Origin of the sequence: Xanthomarina sp. GH4-25, from assembly GCF_045363175.1 — a bacterium.
In the GTDB taxonomy this organism is placed as follows: domain Bacteria; phylum Bacteroidota; class Bacteroidia; order Flavobacteriales; family Flavobacteriaceae; genus Xanthomarina.
Genome location: NZ_JBJFLO010000006.1, coordinates 236,591 through 252,688 on the forward strand (window position 1 = coordinate 236,591; position 16,098 = coordinate 252,688).

Genomic DNA, 16,098 nt, shown 5'->3' on the forward strand with positions numbered 1-16,098 from the left:
TATTATAAATTGGTTACTAACAATTAATCGTTATTTACTTGAATTCTAACACCTTCGCTATGACTACTAAATTCTGGTGCATACATGCTTTGAATGGTGGTAATGCCATTGCTCATGTTTCCAGCATTGCTTACGCGTAAATCGTATTCGAATACGTAAACACCTTTTGGTAGATAATCGAAAAAGAAATTGGTAGCAGCATCTTTAGTGCTTTCATAATAACCCAAGCCATCTTGCCATTTGTATTGAGACAACACATTAACGGGTTCTAAACCACTTGCTCTCATGTCTTTCATATGAAGGAATTCCATGTCTCTATCGCTTGTTAGCTCTATACGAATGCGAACCAAATCACCAATTTTTAATTGGGTGTAAGTTGATATTTCAGAAAGTTCTTCACCCAAATCTGTGTTGGTTTTTAAGAAGAGTTTTTTCTTAAGAGTTAAAGGGGTTTCAGCCGAAGTAATTTTATCTAAATCTTCAAAATATTGCCAGTATAAACTACCCCAAGCTATGCCTTCGCCTTTTTTGGTTAAGGTCACTTCTGCCATGTCTGGTTTAATTTCAGAACCAGTCCAAGCCGTTTTATAATAACCGGTTCCAGCCTCTATTTTCACGTCTTCCAGTTTAGAAGGTTCTATGCTATTGCCACCTATAACCACATCAACCATATCTGTTACAGATAACCAATCACTTCCTTGAAGCAATAAGGCATAGACAGCTTCGGTGGTTGCTTTTGTGGTTTTCCAACGGTTGGTTTGCTTATTTTTTAGAAGCCAGATTTTAAGGTTGTCAATAGTTTCTATGTCGTTTTCAATTTCTGAAAAGGTTTCAATCAGCAAGGCTTGTGTTTCAATTGGAGCCTGATACCAATACCACGAGCTTGTGTTTGCTTTCCAGTACATGCCTAACTCATCACTTGTAATACTGTTTTCTTTTAAAGACTTTAGGATTTTTACTGCTGTAACATCATCCTCTAATCTATGCGATACTAAGGCCATTAAGCCTTTAGAATATAACGAACGGCTTGCCCAATATTTCTGAATTTGTGTTTGGTAATAGGCGATGATTTTTTCAACTTCATTCGATTTCTTAATCTCAGGAAAAAAGCTTCGCATGTATAAATAATGCAATTGGGTATAACTTAAATGATCTAAGCTTAAATCTGCCTTGGCGTTGTATTTGGTGATGTCTTTGTATTCTTCAATAAATTCTTTGTCTAGATAAGACATAGCTCTTTTAATCATAGTTTCTTCGCTATCACTCTGATTGACATCTAGCTTATCTAAATGACCAAAACCAGTAATGATATGTTGTGTGATATACCTATTTGATCTGCCACCTTGAAACCAGGCCCAAGCTCCATTACCCATTTGGTTTTGTTCCAACTTGCGAATATTAGCTTCCAATTCGCTGGTCATTTTATTTAAATCGAACAGCAAAGCAATCCGTTTCTTTTGTTCGCTTTCACTCTCAGCATCTCGTAACCAAGGCGTTTCTTCAATCAATATCGATTTTAGTTCTTGGTTCTTTTCTAAATTAGAAAGTAAGGCATCTGTGTTTTTCCATTGATTAAAGACTTCTTGAATTCTAGGATTCGAATTGACAATATGGCTTGCCAAGGAATTTGCATAATATCTACTAAATATTTGTTCATTACACTCATAAGGATATTCCATTAAATAAGGTAATGCTTGCACAGCATACCAAGCAGGATTCGAGGTCATCTCTAACGTCAGCTTATGATGTTTTAAGGTGGTTGAGGTATTTGTCTTTAGTTTATCTAAAGTGAAGGTTCTAGATTCGTTCGAACGGATCCACATAGGAAGCGTTTCAGTAACCAACATTCTATTAGAAAGTACAGGAAGGGCATTTTGCTCGCCATCGCTATAGTTTCCAGCTTTGGCAATTATTTTATATTGAACAGCATCTACATCATCTGCAATAGACAAGCTCCAAGATACTTCTGTATTCCCTTTTTCATCTACAGTAAAAGCCTTTGTGTTTTGAGTATTGTTTAAATCAGCATCAATGGCTTTGCCATTGGTTGCATTAAAAAGTTGCAGAATGGCTTGTCCTGACAATTCCTTTTTAGTGAGGTTTGCAATTTTAGTGCTGATGGTTATCTGGTCTCCTTGACGTAAAAAACGTGGTGCATTTGGAAGCACCATCAGCTCTTTTTGAGTCACTGTTTCTAAACTGGTTGTTGCAGACTCTAAGGTTTTGGTATGTGCTACTAATTGCAGTTTCCATTTGGTTAAAGCTTCAGGTGTTGTGAAGCTAAAACTCACGTTGCCTTTGTTGTCTGTTTGTAATTGTGGAAAGAAAAAAGCCGTTTCCTGAAGGTTTTTACGAATTTTTACTTGTGTGAAGTCTTCTTTTGGAGAAGCTGTTTCAGTTACAACTTCCTCATTGAGTTCTTCAGAATTCTCCATGCTTTCAGTTTCTAAACTATCAGATGCATAACCCATAGCGCTTTTCTCTTTTTTTACTCCAAGAGCAGTCACAACAACTTCATCAATGGAATTTACATCAGGTCTCATTGAGAGACTAAAAGTGTTATTTGCATCTATTACATACTCTTTTTTAGAATATCCAACAAAGCTAAGTACCAGTATATCACCAGTTTTTGCTTTTATAGAAAATAGTCCATCAAAATCAGATTGAGTACCTTCATTATAACCTTTTATGATAATATTGACTCCTGGTAAAGGCAATCCATTTTCATCATATATGGTTCCTCTAACCATTCCTTCTTCAACAGCACTATTGTAAGATGCTTTACTTCTTAAGTTTCTAAGATATTGATGTCTTGTCCAAGAATTTGTTAAACTAAACCCAAACCAGTCTAATTGATCATAACTGTTTTGTGGATAATACGCAAAATACCTTTGTGAATTTTGAACACTAAAACTAGATGTAGAAAAACTAATTCTGGCATTTCTATAGCTATTAGAATAATAAGTAGGAAGATTTATTGGATTAAAACTCCAGTTGTGAGGTTTAAATTGGTCTAAAGACATGTCGTACATACTAGCTAATATTTCGGCAGATACCTGTTCGCCTTTTGGGCCTTTAATTTTAAAACTCCAAGTCTCATCTTGTCCTGGCTGAAGCTTATCTCTAAACGTGGTAGTTTCAATCTCTAAATCGGTTTTAGGATAAGGCACAGAAATAGATCTGGTGCCAGATTCAAAACTATTGGCATAAGCCAAACTATAATGCACGGCAAAACCACCTAAATCTGCTTTATTAACAGGGATGCTTAATGTTTTCTTGCTATTATTTAGTTGAATGATATAGGTATTTACAGTTTGTTTGTTCTTTTCAATTTCAATGGTAACTGTCAGGTTTTCGGCAGCTGAAGCCAGCGTTAGTAGAACAGTTTCGTTTGTTTTGTAAGTTTCTTTATCGGTTGATAGACTAAAAAGTTGCTTGTCAGCAAGCATATTATCGGTATCACTAAACAACGTGGTTCTGACTTCGTCTTTCACCTCTTGTCCAAATTTGTCTTTGCTTTCCAAGATAACAACATACTGTCCCGAGAGCCATTTCTTTATGTTTCCTAACTCTAATGTTTTAGACTTTTCGGTATTGAAAGACTTTTCAAAAACAAGGTCTCCTTTTTTCCAGTTATTAGGATTGTCTTCACCTTTATAGGCTTCAAAAGGGAACTTGGTTTTAAACTCTTTCTCAGAAAGTACTTGATAATCTGGAGCCTTCCAAGGTCTTGGTCGCAATACAAAATCGGGTGCTTGAAGCTTGTAGATTTTTACGGTTCCTTGAGCAGGAACAAATTCGCCATTCAGGTTTTTTGTTTCAATGTTAAGGAGGTGTTCTTTATTTGTCTTATCTAAAGTTACATCTACTGAAACCGTTGCAAGCAAAGTATGATAGCCAACATGAACAGTGGTTGTAGCAGAACGTGTTTCCCCATTTAAATCGGTTACATCTGCTGTCACCTCATAATTAAAAATAGGAAGATTATCTTTATTAACACTTGTATCTGGAAGGGCTTTAAACGTGATTTCAAACTCGCCTTTCTCGTTAGTGGTAGCTTCACCATGAGTTATTTCTTGCGACTCGCTGGAATAGGAAGGTCTGTACCAATAATACCAACGTGGATATTGCACTTGTCTATGTACGCGATAAACTACTTTAGCATTGGTAATATTACTTCCGGCATAAGCCAAAGCATGTCCTTTGATGGTCACAGAATCGTTTACTTTGTAGCTCTCTGTTACAGGTTTGAATTGGGCTTCAAACTTGGGGCGTTTGTATTCTTCAACTGAAAAATAATACTCAATATCAACATCATTAGCAGCACCATAAAAATTAATACTATACTCTCCGTTTAATCCTGAATTGGGTAGCATAAATTCTCCAGAAACAGAACCAAATTCATTTGTTGTTAATTCTAGTTCTGTAACTTCATTGTAGTTTGTGTCATAAACTTCAATATGAAATAATTCGTTTGCAATTATTTCTGATTTACCATTTTTAGTTTTTACAGCTACCCCTTTAAAATAGACAACTTGTCCAGGTCTGTATATGCTTCGGTCTGTAAATAAAAAGGCGTTATAATCCTCTGTATCGTCTTCCCAGTCGTATTTTCTATTGAGATAATAATCTCCAAAAAAGGCTTTTTCGTCTGAACAAGTTGCTTCTATGCGAACATTGGACCATGTGTTAGATCCTTTAATCAAAGCAATTTCTCCAGAAGCATTTGTTGAATACGTTTTACTACTTTGATTATCTTTATAATTTTTACGATACGTGATGTTAACTTGAAGATTGCTTAATGGTTTTCCGTTGTTTCTATCAATAAACTGATAGATTTGTTTGTCTTGTTCTGTTTTTTCAACAACAGCAATGTTGGTCACCTGAAAGGTGTTGTATGCAAAGATGTTTTCTTTGTTATGGGTTTTTGCAACAATTAAATATCTGCCATTATCAAGCTTTGGCAATAAGAGCTCGGTACTGTGTTGTTGAAAATCTAATTCGTTTTTTAGAGTGCTTTTCCAAGAGGTCTCTGCTTTTAGCTTGTTAATATAATCAAGCTTATCAACTAGATTATGGATTTTGTCGATGGCTTCAAACTGTTTTTCAGATATCTTATAAGCACTAAAATCTAGCTGCTCTAAATTTTTATACCTCACCAATATTTTAGCATCTTGCTGAATTGGTAAATAGTTTTCAGCCTGTATATTTAAGGACTCTTGATGTATTTTTTTTAAAAGAATCTGTGCCTTCACAGCTGCATGACTCTTAGGAAATTTGATGATAATACTCTGACATAGTTGTTCTGCATCTTTTATTTTCCAGCGATTGGTTTCATTGGTTATTGGCTGATAATCTTGCCCTTGTTTATAGTAAATATTGGCAATCTCAAAAGTATATAAACCAGAAGCTTCATGTGTTTTTATACGTTCTGCTTCTGTGGTATATGCTTGAATTAATAAGTTGTCTTTATTTTTAAAGGTGGCATGTTCTTTTACAAAGTTGTATCGTAAAATATTAACGTCTGCCAACGCATCAGGTTTGTTGTCTTTTAGATGAAACCGAATTAAATCTTGATATACTTTTAAAGCTTGTAATTCTAACGACGTGGAATCTTTTGAAGTGATGTTTAAATTTGAAAAAGTTTTGGAATCGCTTAAATAAGCGTCATCATTAATTTCAAATTTATAAGCCGGTTTGGTAATGCTATTTTCAGAGGTTTGATAAAAACCAAGTGCATTATGTGCTAGCAAATCAAATAACGTTGGTCTGAATATTTTAGAATCTTTTTGTTCAAGCAGAATGCTGGAGTAGGTCTTTAAATTTTCTTGCTGAAGAAGTTCATCATTTTTTAAAGAATTGGTATAATGCAGTTGAATCTCAGTAAAAAGGGTTTCCAAATCCCAGGTTCTAAAATCAGTAGCAACAGTTTTATCAGCTACTTTGGTTCTATTGTAAAATTTGTATCTGTTCTGCTGAAAATATTGCCAATAGATAGTAGCCAGCATATTTTCTAACACATTCTTTATGGGAGCTTCGTTCTTAGAAATAGCAGTTTTAAAATCTGTTACAACCTTTAGTTGCGCCTCTTCTTCAAGAATTAAGGCAAACTTACTTTTAAAAAGCAAGGTCTTTATTTGTTGAGGTTTGTTTTTGTCTTTGATGGCTTGAACGGAAATTTGTTCAACAATCTTTAAAGCAGATTTTGGTAAATCGTCTCTTTCAAAAGCTTCTACTTGTTTCCATAGCTTTTCATAATCATTGTTTTGAGCTTCAGAAAAATTTGAGAATAGTAAAACCATTAATATTGTAACGTAGTATTTCATTTGTAAGATTTTGTGTCAGTAGCAAATCAAAATGTGTTCCAAAAAAAAACACAGCTATAATATTTGTACTTGCTAGTGTGAAAATAGACATTTTTTAAGTGATTAAGAAAGGTTACTTTTGTTATTCCGACGATTAATAGATGAAAAACCTAGTTTTACTTTTCTTGTTTCCTATTTGGTGTTTTTCGCAAACATCTCACCAAGACCTCGAGTTATTATTGGAGCAGAAAAACTATGTAAAAGCCGAAGCTTTAGCTACACCAATTGTAACTAATAATCCAACCGATTTAAAAGCTATTGAGCTCTTAGGGGACGCCTATGCCTATCAAGAAAAATGGGATGAAGCCATGGAGCAGTATAAAAAGCTGACCATCTTAAAACCCAAAGTAGCTAATTATCATTATAAATATGGAGGTGCTTTAGGCATGAAGGCTCTTTCGGTAAATAAGCTCTCGGCCTTAACCTATTTAAGCGATTTAAAAGGAGCTTTTTTAACGGCTGCAGCTTTAGATAAAAACCATATAGAAACCCGTTGGGCTTTGGTAGAATTGTACATGCAATTACCTGCTATTGTTGGAGGGAGTATGACGACTTCTCTAAAGTATGCCGAGGAATTAGAACAACTGTCCAAGGTGGATGGCTATTTAGCCAAAGGCTATATTTATGAGTACGACAACGAGCCAGAACTTGCCGAATTATATTATAAGAAAGCCATTCATGTAGGAGGGTCTTTAACTTGCTATACTAAATTGAGTGAGTTTTACGAAAAACAAGATCAGCCAGAAAAAGCTATTATTAATATTGAGGAAGCTCAAGATAAATTGCAACGTAATGCTTTGCACTATCAGTTAGGAAAGGTGTCTGCCGAATATAACGTACAGCTTTCTAAAGGTGAAGCTTGCTTAAAAAACTATATTAAAAATTATTCTCCTGAAGATGGTGTTCCCATAGCTTGGGCTAATTACAGATTGGCACAGATTTACAAAAATAAAAACCATAAGGCACAAGCCTTAGAGTACATCAACCTTGCTATTAAAGAACTTCCAGAGATTAAGGTTTTTAAGGAAGAACGTGAAATTATCTTGGCATTTTAATTTTTTTTTTAAATCAAAGACTCAATTAACAGCTAAACAACTGCCATTTTTATTCGCAAGTTAGTTTCAAAAAAAGTATCTTTGAAACCATTACAAATTACAACAATGAACGTACATTTTATAGCCATTGGAGGCTCTGCCATGCATAATCTAGCTCTGGCCTTGCACAATAAAGGATCTCAAGTTACAGGAAGTGACGACACCATTTTCGAACCTTCAAAATCCAGATTAGCAGCTAAAGGATTATTGCCTGAAGCCTATGGTTGGTTTCCAGAAAAAATTGCTGCGAACCTAGATGCCATTGTTTTAGGAATGCACGCCAAAGCTGATAATCCGGAACTTTTAAAAGCGCAAGAATTAGGCTTAAAGATTTATAGTTATCCAGAGTTTTTGTACGAACAATCTAAAAACAAAACACGTGTGGTTATTGGTGGAAGTCATGGAAAGACAACCATTACATCCATGATTTTACATGTGATGCATTATCATAATCGCGATGTCGATTATATGGTTGGTGCACAACTGGAAGGGTTCGATGTCATGGTAAAACTAACCGAAGACAACGACTTTATCGTTCTGGAAGGCGACGAGTATTTAAGCTCACCTATAGACAGACGTCCAAAGTTTCATCTCTACAAACCTAACATTGCCTTGTTAAGTGGTATTGCTTGGGATCATATTAATGTTTTTCCAACTTACGAGAATTACTTAGAGCAGTTTAGCATCTTTGTAGATAGCATTGTAAGAGGAGGAAGCATCACGTATAATGAAGAAGATGCCGAAGTTGTAAAAGTGGTAGAGGCAAGCTTAAACACCATTAGAAAGTTACCTTATCAAACACCTAATTATACTGTTGATAACGGACAAACCCTTTTGGAAACGCCTGAAGGGCCTTTGCCAATTGAAGTATTTGGAAAACACAACCTTAACAATCTAGCAGGAGCTAAGTGGATTTGCCAACATATGGGCATCGATGAAGACGATTTCTACGAAGCCATTGCCACCTTTAAAGGAGCTAGTAAACGTCTGGAAAAAATTGCTGAAAGCAAAAACGCTGTAGCTTATAAAGATTTTGCACATTCACCTTCCAAAGTGGAAGCCACTACAAATGCAGTAAAAGAACAATACGAAAATAGAACCTTGGTAGCTTGCCTAGAACTACACACCTATAGTAGTTTAAATGCTGAATTTTTAAAAGAATATAAAGGCGCTTTAGATAAAGCAGATGTTGCTGTTGTTTTTTACTCACCACATGCTGTAGAAATTAAAAAGTTAGAAGAAGTCACCCACGAGCAAATTGCCAATGCTTTTCAGCGAGACGATTTAATTGTTTATACAAATCCCGAAGAATTTAAAGGCTTCTTGTTTAAACAAAACTTTGAAAATAAAGCCTTGTTGTTAATGAGTTCCGGAAATTATGGTGGATTGGATTTTGAAGAAGTTAAAGGGTTGATTAAATAATAACTCTCCATCATAGAATACTAATCTTATTTGAGTTTTCTCTTCTGGATTATGTACGTAATTGAACTTTCGTTATTTAGTTTTTATTCAATTCCTTTATCTCATTTTCTAATAGTGAAATATTACTAGTGTTTAATTTTGAAAAAGCATCATAACTTTCCAATACAGAATTAAAGTCATACATTTTGTTGTCGACCATACCCTCAAACTTTACATCAATTAAAACTATTCTATTGTCAACCTTACTTAAATTACTCTTACCTAATCTGTTTTTTATAGCCGCAAAGGTTCCGTCTATTTGTCGTAAAGAAATATTATCATAGAGATAGGGCATTAAATTATTTTTATAATCATCTAAAATCAGTTTTTCAAAAAATAAAACATTATTAAAAGCATTAGGTACTTGATATAATTGATCACGCAAACTGTCTGATTGAATTAGTGAGACAATTCCTGAACTTAACGCTTCATCTAATGTAGAAGATTTATAATTAAAACGTGGTGTATAAAGTAAATCATAAATCAATGAATCGACAGTTCTAATATTATTGTTCGTATATTCATCATTAAATAATATTATTAAATTTTCAGCGCTATTTAATAAGGAGTTTACTACTTGGATTCTAATTTTTAATTCTTCTTGATTTTGTTCACTTTCTACTAATATTCTCGACATTAACTTTAATGCATCATTATCGCTTTTTCGTTTTGTATTCCAGTTATTAACCTGAAGTGCAATTAAAATTCCGATGACAACTAGTATGATTTCACCTATGGCATACTTTAAATACTTTCCAGTTTTTTTTTTGTCCATAAGGTTGTAACGTATTTTTCTAAAGTATTTTATCATTGGTTTGTAGTTTTTAATAATGAAGCACAACGGATATATATGAATCTGTTTTAATACTGAAACAAGTACAGCACATGTAAATTATATATGGTGCGTTCACCTTTTGACAGATTGGAACTAAGTTCGGGATATTTTTTAAAAAGCAATAAATAGTGCCCGTAATTTGCTTTAAATCATCTGTTTACTAAGAAGAAACTTATAGTTTGCCCGTTTTTCACCTAGGTCTAGTTCGGGTTAACTTCAAGTTTCTTTCTATTTTAGTTCAACTAAAGCTTCCAGTGTTTATAGAATTCTGCTTTAGAGCTTAAAAAAAACAGCTTATTAAATTAAAACACGCTGTCCAAAAACGTTTTAATACTTTCTTGATTGGCACGTAACAATTCAGCCCTAGCATTAGCCATATCTTGTGGTTTTTTATCTTGAGAGAGCTTAAACTTACCTTCCCATGAAGTTATGTTAATTTCAAAACCTAACACATAGTTTATAAACTGATTCATTTTGTCATTGTCCATGTCTAAAACGTATTTGTATTCAGGAGCCTCCAAAAATTCTGTCATAGCAATCATAGACTGCTTTACGGTTTCTAAATTGGTTATTTCAAACGCAGTTCCAGTAACGTGGACTTTAATATAATTCCAGGTAGGTAATTGATTGGTGGTATAAATACTAGGCGAAATATAACACTGTGGACCAGAAAAAATAAGAGTTACAGGATGCCCCTTTTTTAATAATTCAGCTTGAGGATTGTTTCTATCTATATGCCCAATTAATTTCCCAGCCTCGTAAATTAATGGCAAATGTGTAACTATGGGGTTATTCTCTTTTACAGAAATTACGGTTGCTAACGGATAGGCTTTAACCACTTCAAGCAGGTGCGTCAAGTCGGTCTCTTGGTGATGTTTTGGTGGATAGGCACTCATAATTAAACCCCAAATTGCGTTAAATGATGATCTAAATGTTTGTACTGCATTTTCCCCCATTGTTCCGTGTTAAAAGTCCCAAACATAGGATGTGCTGGCCAGTCTTGTTTATTTTTTTTTGTAGAAAACTCATTGATAATATGTACTAATTTATCCTTTTCAGCATGGAACTCATGGGTGTCTGTAATTCTAAATTCTTTTACAGTCCCTAGGTTTTTTTGCCAAGGTTTATCGTTATACATCACAGGTTTAAAAAGTTTAAACATGAGTTTTTTAGCAAAGCCTATTTGGGTGTTTAATTCTAAATTTCCATTGGCAACTTCTAATGGTTTTTGGCAATGAGTTAGCATTTGACCAACATCCATCGTTCCCCATTTTGGTTGCGATTTTTCATGAAGATTATTTATACGTTTTATAATATCTGCTTGTGTATCAGTGTTAAATAAAGAGTTCATATTAAAAGTTTTTATTGCAGTTGAAATTTACAATATTTATCTTTACTAGATGCAGGAAAAACCAACATCCTTTTCTATAAAAAACTGGAATCAAGACGACCAGCCTCGTGAAAAACTACGCGATAAAGGTAAAGTCAATCTTAGCGATGCAGAATTGGTGGCAATTCTTATTGGTTCTGGAAGCAGAAATGAAAGTGCTGTAGACCTAAGTAAACGCATTTTAGCGAGTGCAGATAACAACTTAAATGCTTTAGGGAAATTGTCATTAAAACAGTTAATGACATTCAAAGGCATTGGAGAAGCAAAAGCTATAACCATTGCTGCTGCTTTAGAGTTAGGTAGAAGAAGAGGAGGAGAGGAAGTTGTCCAAAAAAAGAAAATAACCTCCAGTCAGTCGGTTTTTCAAATCATGCAACCCATTCTTGGAGAGCTGCCTCATGAAGAATTCTGGATTCTCTATTTAAATAATTCCAATAAAATCATTCAAAAAAACCAATTGAGTAAAGGTGGCATTACAGGTACATTGGTAGATGTACGCTTGGTTCTTAAAAATGCTTTAGAAGTTGGTGCAACTGGACTTATTTTGGTACATAATCATCCATCGGGTACTTTAAAGCCTAGTGAAGCCGACAAGCAAATTACACAAAAGCTGAAACACGCTGGAGAAAGTTTAGATATAAAAGTCTTGGATCACGTAATCGTAACCGAAAATGCCTACTTTAGCTTTGCTGACGAAAATATCTTTTAAGTGCTTTTAGTTTATACCCATAAAATATCACCTCGATTAAAATATGCCTTTAAGCATATCTTTACAAGAATATTAGGCATTCCAGTTAATTTTACAACAACTATCGAAGATTTTATTGCTCACGACAGCTTAAAAATGTCTTATACCAGACAACCATTAAGTAACGAGATTTTTGTAAAAAGTCACGATATTTTATACGAACAAGGCCTTGAAGATGTTGAGATTCATGTGCAAGACTGGGAGGAAACCAAGTGTTTTTTTTCCAGTGGAGAAAAAAGTGCCATTCCTTTCGATATTTTTTCAGCTTCCTTCTATTTGCTAAGTAGATACGAAGAGTATTTGCCACATGTAAAAGATGAGTATGGCCGATTTACAGCTCAGGAGAGTTTAGCGTTTAAGCATCATTTTTTGCATCAACCAGTGGTAGATATTTGGGCTTATAAATTTAGAAAGGTATTAGAAGAAAATTTTCCAGATTTCGTTTTCCCTGAAAGACACTATGCCATAAAACCTATTATCGATGTGCCATCGGCTTATAACTTCAAATTAAAAGGCATCTTAAGAACCTTAGGTGGAACCGTAAAAGATATCTTTAGTTTTAGTTTCAAGAAACTGTATTACAGATATATGGTGCTTTTTGGTTTTAAACGCGATACTTACGATACGTTTAAGTACATTATTAACAAACAAAAACACAGCCAATTTAAGTTCCTGTTCTTTTTCTTAATTGGTGATTATTCAACTTACGACAAGGGAATTGATGCACAAAAGAAGAAGTTTATTTCGCTTATAAAACAAGTGGCAGATTATTGCCAAGTTGGTTTAAAAGCATCTTATTTTGCCTTAGAGGATATTGCTGTTTTAAAGAAAGAAAAGTTAAGAATGGAGTCTATTTTAAACACCTCTCTAACAGCTTCAAGGCATTCGTTTTCTAAATTAAATTTACCAGAATCCTATAGAAACTTAGTGGAATTAGAGATTTTAGAAGACTATACCATGGGTTATGTCAACCACCCTGGATTTAGAGCAGGTACCTGTACCCCTTTTTTCTTTTACGATTTAGATTATGAAATTCAGACGCCATTAAAGATCTATTCCTACCATGTATTAGATTATTCTTTACTAAAATACCATTCTCTTTTGGATAAAAAGAAGGCTTTAAATGAAGTTGTTTATCAGATTAAAAAAGTACGTGGAGAGTTTGTTCCGGTATTTCATAATTATACCTTTAGCGAAGTCGATAGATGGAAAGGATATAAAGAATTATTCAATATTATTTTAGAATCAACACATGAAGATTAACGGTATTAAGGATGTTTATTTCGATTTAGATCATACCCTTTGGGATTTTGATAAAAACTCAGCTCTGACATTTGATAAAATTTTTAAAATGCATAAGGTTCCTGTAGATTTAGACGCGTTTTTAAGTCACTACGAGCCCATCAATTTAGATTATTGGAAACTGTATCGAGAAGAAAAAATTGACAAAGAATCTTTAAGGTATAACCGATTAAATGATACTTTTAATAAAGTAGCCTTCCAGGCAGACAGCACCTTAATCAATAAACTTTCTATAGATTATATTGCACATCTATCCACATTTAATCATTTATTCGAACATACCATTGATATTTTAAACTATCTGAAACCCAAATACCATTTACACATAATAACCAATGGTTTTCAAGAAGCCCAAGCAAGTAAATTAAAGAACTCGAACATTCAACATTTTTTTAAAACGGTTACAGACTCTGAACAAATAGGTGTTAAGAAGCCAAATCCGAAGATTTTTAATTATGCTCTAAATAAAGGAAATGCAAAACCAGAAACAAGCGTCATGATTGGAGATAATATAGAAGCAGATATTTTAGGAGCCTTACATATTGGTATGGAAGCTATTTATTTTAATTATCAAAAGAAATTAGATAAACTCCAATTGAAGCAAGTAAATAATCTAAATGAATTAAAATTATTTTTATAAATCTTAGTTATCTTTACACGAATTAAATTGTACTCAAAATGTTTAAGAAATTTCTTTGTATTGCTATAGTAATCTTTTCTTCGCTTTCAGCCTTTTCACAGAACAGTGTTAATGACTATAAATACGTTATTGTTCCAAGTGAATTCAGATTTTTGGACGAACCAGATGAATTTCAGCTAAATTCAATTTCTCATTTTTTATTTAATAAATATGGTTTTATTGCTCTAAAAGAAGACGAACAATTTCCAGAAGATTTAATATTTAATCCATGCTTAGGTTTAAAATCGGATGTTATTGATGTGTCCGGAACTTTTAAAAGAAAACTAATTATAGAATTAAAAAACTGCAATAACGAAGTCATTTTTCTATCACAAGAAGGGGAGAGTACTGAAAAAACTTATTCAATAGCTTATAATAAAGCATTAAGAGATGCTTTTTTATATGTAAATGCTTTAAATTATAACTACAAGCCTAATGAAACTATTTTAGCAAAGGGAAGTTCAAAAAATAAAGCAGCAGACCAAGAAATAGAACAACTAAAAGAAGAAATTGCTATCTTAAAACAAGAAAAAGAAACTCAAATAGTTTCAGAAACTGCAGTTGCTGTATCAACTGTCGATTCTGTTGTAAATGAAACACCAGAGCTGGCTTCTGAAAGTGTTGAAACAAAAGAAACTGTTTTATTTGCACAGAAAACAAACAGTGGTTATCAATTGGTAAATAATGCTTCAAAAGTCGTTATGGTTTTATTGCAAACCAGAAACCCTGAAGTGTTTATTGTTCAAGATAAAAATGCCATTGTAATAAAGGAAGGCACTTTTTGGTATGTGTCTGAAAACGATGGTCAGGTAAAAGATACCAGATTAAATATTAAATTCTAATAGGAGTATTTATCTTTCCAACGAAGTTTTAGAAATTCACGATGGGCATTTTCTCGAGCATTGTTACCTGGATCGTATAACTTCGAATTTTTAATTTCCTCGGGTAAAAATTCTTGCTCAGCAAAATTGTTTTGATAATTATGGGCATATTTATAATTGTCGCCATAACCCAGTTCTTTCATCAATTTGGTTGGTGCATTTCTAATTTCTAATGGCACCGATAAGTCACCAGTGTTTTTAACCAATTGTTGTGCTTTACTAATAGCTTGATATGCAGCATTACTTTTTGGCGAACAAGCTAAATACGTAGCACATTGACTTAAAATAATGCGCGATTCTGGATGCCCAATGGTAGATACTGCTTGGAAAGTATTATTGGCCATAATTAAAGCTGTAGGATTGGCATTCCCAATATCTTCACTTGCAAGAATAAGTAATCTTCTAGCAATAAATTTCATATCTTCTCCACCTTCAATCATTCTAGCTAACCAATATACAGCTCCATTTGGGTCGCTTCCACGAATCGATTTTATAAATGCTGAAATAATGTCGTAATGCTGTTCACCTGTTTTATCATATCGAACGGTGTTGTTTTGAACTTTTTGTAAAACAGCTTCGTTTGTAATTGTAATATGTTCTGTCGCTTCAGAATTCACTATCAGTTCGAAGATGTTTAATAATTTTCTAGCATCTCCTCCAGAAAGACGTAATAGGGCGTCTGTTTCTTTAAGTTTGATGTTTTTTTTAGATATTATCTCATCTTTTTCAATTGCACGCTTTAAAAGCGCTTCTAAATCGTTTTTGCTAAAAGAATTTAAAATATAAACTTGACACCTTGACAAAAGTGCAGGAATAACTTCGAAGCTAGGATTTTCGGTAGTGGCTCCAATTAAAGTCACCCAACCTTTTTCAACAGCTTGTAATAAAGAATCTTGTTGCGATTTGCTAAACCTATGAATTTCATCAATAAAAAGAATTGGATTTTTAGTTGTAAATAAGCCTCCACTTGTTTTTGCTTTTTCAATTACATCCCTAACATCTTTAACACCTGAACTAATGGCACTTAATGTGTAAAAAGGTCTGCCAGATTCAGTTGCAATTATATTAGCTAAAGTAGTTTTTCCAATTCCAGGAGGTCCCCATAAAATCATGGAAGGTATTAAGCCCTGCTTGATTTGTTTGGTTAATGCACCATGTTCACCAATTAGATGTGTTTGACTGATATAGTCATCTAAAGTTTTTGGACGTAATCTTTCAGCTAATGGCTCATTCATAATGTAAAAATAACACAAAATAAGACGAAGACTGAATTTTCTTAAAAAGAAATGTGGTACTTTTTAATTGTTCTGACAATTTAACACGAATATTAACTATGGTCGTGT

The 16,098-nt window shown here is 33.6% G+C and carries 11 protein-coding genes; 6 read left to right on the forward strand and 5 right to left on the reverse strand.

Translation table 11 applies throughout. The features are described 5' to 3' along the window. Positions 1-23: 23 nt before the first annotated feature. Positions 24-6,326 carry an alpha-2-macroglobulin family protein gene (locus ACI5KZ_RS10770; RefSeq protein ID WP_406847636.1) on the reverse strand — a complete coding sequence of 2,101 codons (6,303 nt, stop codon included), beginning with the start codon at positions 6,324-6,326 and terminating at the stop codon, positions 24-26. A gap of 140 nt (positions 6,327-6,466) precedes the next feature. Here ACI5KZ_RS10770 and ACI5KZ_RS10775 point away from each other — a divergent pair, with 140 nt between their 5' ends. Together ACI5KZ_RS10775 and murC are read left to right on the forward strand one after the other, a co-directional pair. Beyond that, positions 6,467-7,420 (forward strand): tetratricopeptide repeat protein, encoded by a 954-nt coding sequence (locus tag ACI5KZ_RS10775; RefSeq protein WP_406847637.1) that lies wholly within the window; start codon positions 6,467-6,469, stop codon positions 7,418-7,420. Between the two features lie 105 nt (positions 7,421-7,525). Next, the gene (murC, locus tag ACI5KZ_RS10780; protein ID WP_109308647.1) at positions 7,526-8,881 is read left to right on the forward strand and encodes a UDP-N-acetylmuramate--L-alanine ligase; all 1,356 of its coding nucleotides are present in this window, start codon (positions 7,526-7,528) and stop codon (positions 8,879-8,881) included. A 76-nt stretch (positions 8,882-8,957) separates the two neighbouring features. On the opposite strand, the gene ACI5KZ_RS10785 is transcribed toward murC, so the two are convergent. From ACI5KZ_RS10785 to ACI5KZ_RS10795, 3 genes are all read right to left on the reverse strand, one after another. Further along, positions 8,958-9,695, reverse strand: a complete 738-nt coding sequence (locus ACI5KZ_RS10785; RefSeq protein WP_406847638.1) for a hypothetical protein — start codon at positions 9,693-9,695, stop codon at positions 8,958-8,960. 362 nt (positions 9,696-10,057) lie between these two features. Then, positions 10,058-10,711 carry an FMN-binding negative transcriptional regulator gene (locus ACI5KZ_RS10790; RefSeq protein WP_406847639.1) on the reverse strand — a complete coding sequence of 218 codons (654 nt, stop codon included), beginning with the start codon at positions 10,709-10,711 and terminating at the stop codon, positions 10,058-10,060. Further along, positions 10,654-11,106 carry a DUF1569 domain-containing protein gene (locus tag ACI5KZ_RS10795; RefSeq protein ID WP_109308650.1) on the reverse strand — a complete coding sequence of 151 codons (453 nt, stop codon included), beginning with the start codon at positions 11,104-11,106 and terminating at the stop codon, positions 10,654-10,656. Before ACI5KZ_RS10795 ends, ACI5KZ_RS10790 begins: the two co-directional genes overlap by 58 nt. 49 nt (positions 11,107-11,155) lie before the next feature. On the opposite strand from ACI5KZ_RS10795, the gene radC reads away from it, so the two are divergent. The 4 genes from radC to ACI5KZ_RS10815 are packed head-to-tail and all read left to right on the forward strand — an operon-like array spanning position 11,156 to position 14,716. Continuing rightward, positions 11,156-11,854, forward strand: a complete 699-nt coding sequence (gene radC, locus ACI5KZ_RS10800; RefSeq protein ID WP_109308651.1) for a DNA repair protein RadC — start codon at positions 11,156-11,158, stop codon at positions 11,852-11,854. Next, entirely contained in the window at positions 11,855-13,156 is a 1,302-nt protein-coding gene (locus tag ACI5KZ_RS10805) for a polysaccharide deacetylase family protein (RefSeq protein WP_109308652.1), read from the forward strand. After that, on the forward strand, positions 13,146-13,835 hold the full coding sequence (locus tag ACI5KZ_RS10810; RefSeq protein ID WP_109308653.1) for a YjjG family noncanonical pyrimidine nucleotidase: 690 nt from the start codon (positions 13,146-13,148) through the stop codon (positions 13,833-13,835). The genes ACI5KZ_RS10805 and ACI5KZ_RS10810 overlap by 11 nt, the downstream gene beginning before the upstream one ends. A 38-nt stretch (positions 13,836-13,873) precedes the next feature. Then, positions 13,874-14,716 (forward strand): hypothetical protein, encoded by an 843-nt coding sequence (locus ACI5KZ_RS10815; RefSeq protein ID WP_109308654.1) that lies wholly within the window; start codon positions 13,874-13,876, stop codon positions 14,714-14,716. On the opposite strand, the gene ACI5KZ_RS10820 is transcribed toward ACI5KZ_RS10815, so the two are convergent. After that, entirely contained in the window at positions 14,713-15,990 is a 1,278-nt protein-coding gene (locus tag ACI5KZ_RS10820; RefSeq protein WP_406847640.1) for a replication-associated recombination protein A, read from the reverse strand. The genes ACI5KZ_RS10815 and ACI5KZ_RS10820 overlap by 4 nt on opposite strands. Positions 15,991-16,098 lie beyond the last annotated feature (108 nt).

Bases quoted from the DNA above. Each gene is read 5' to 3' on its own strand.
- radC (WP_109308651.1), top strand. From the start codon at position 11,156: ATGCAGGAAAAACCAACATCCTTTTCTATAAAAAACTGGAATCAAGAC.
- ACI5KZ_RS10795 (WP_109308650.1), bottom strand. From the start codon at position 11,106: ATGAACTCTTTATTTAACACTGATACACAAGCAGATATTATAAAACGT.
- ACI5KZ_RS10820 (WP_406847640.1), bottom strand. From the start codon at position 15,990: ATGAATGAGCCATTAGCTGAAAGATTACGTCCAAAAACTTTAGATGAC.
- ACI5KZ_RS10810 (WP_109308653.1), top strand. From the start codon at position 13,146: ATGAAGATTAACGGTATTAAGGATGTTTATTTCGATTTAGATCATACC.
- ACI5KZ_RS10815 (WP_109308654.1), top strand. From the start codon at position 13,874: ATGTTTAAGAAATTTCTTTGTATTGCTATAGTAATCTTTTCTTCGCTT.
- murC (WP_109308647.1), top strand. From the start codon at position 7,526: ATGAACGTACATTTTATAGCCATTGGAGGCTCTGCCATGCATAATCTA.
- ACI5KZ_RS10770 (WP_406847636.1), bottom strand. From the start codon at position 6,326: ATGAAATACTACGTTACAATATTAATGGTTTTACTATTCTCAAATTTT.
- ACI5KZ_RS10785 (WP_406847638.1), bottom strand. From the start codon at position 9,695: ATGGACAAAAAAAAAACTGGAAAGTATTTAAAGTATGCCATAGGTGAA.
- ACI5KZ_RS10790 (WP_406847639.1), bottom strand. From the start codon at position 10,711: ATGGGGGAAAATGCAGTACAAACATTTAGATCATCATTTAACGCAATT.
- ACI5KZ_RS10775 (WP_406847637.1), top strand. From the start codon at position 6,467: ATGAAAAACCTAGTTTTACTTTTCTTGTTTCCTATTTGGTGTTTTTCG.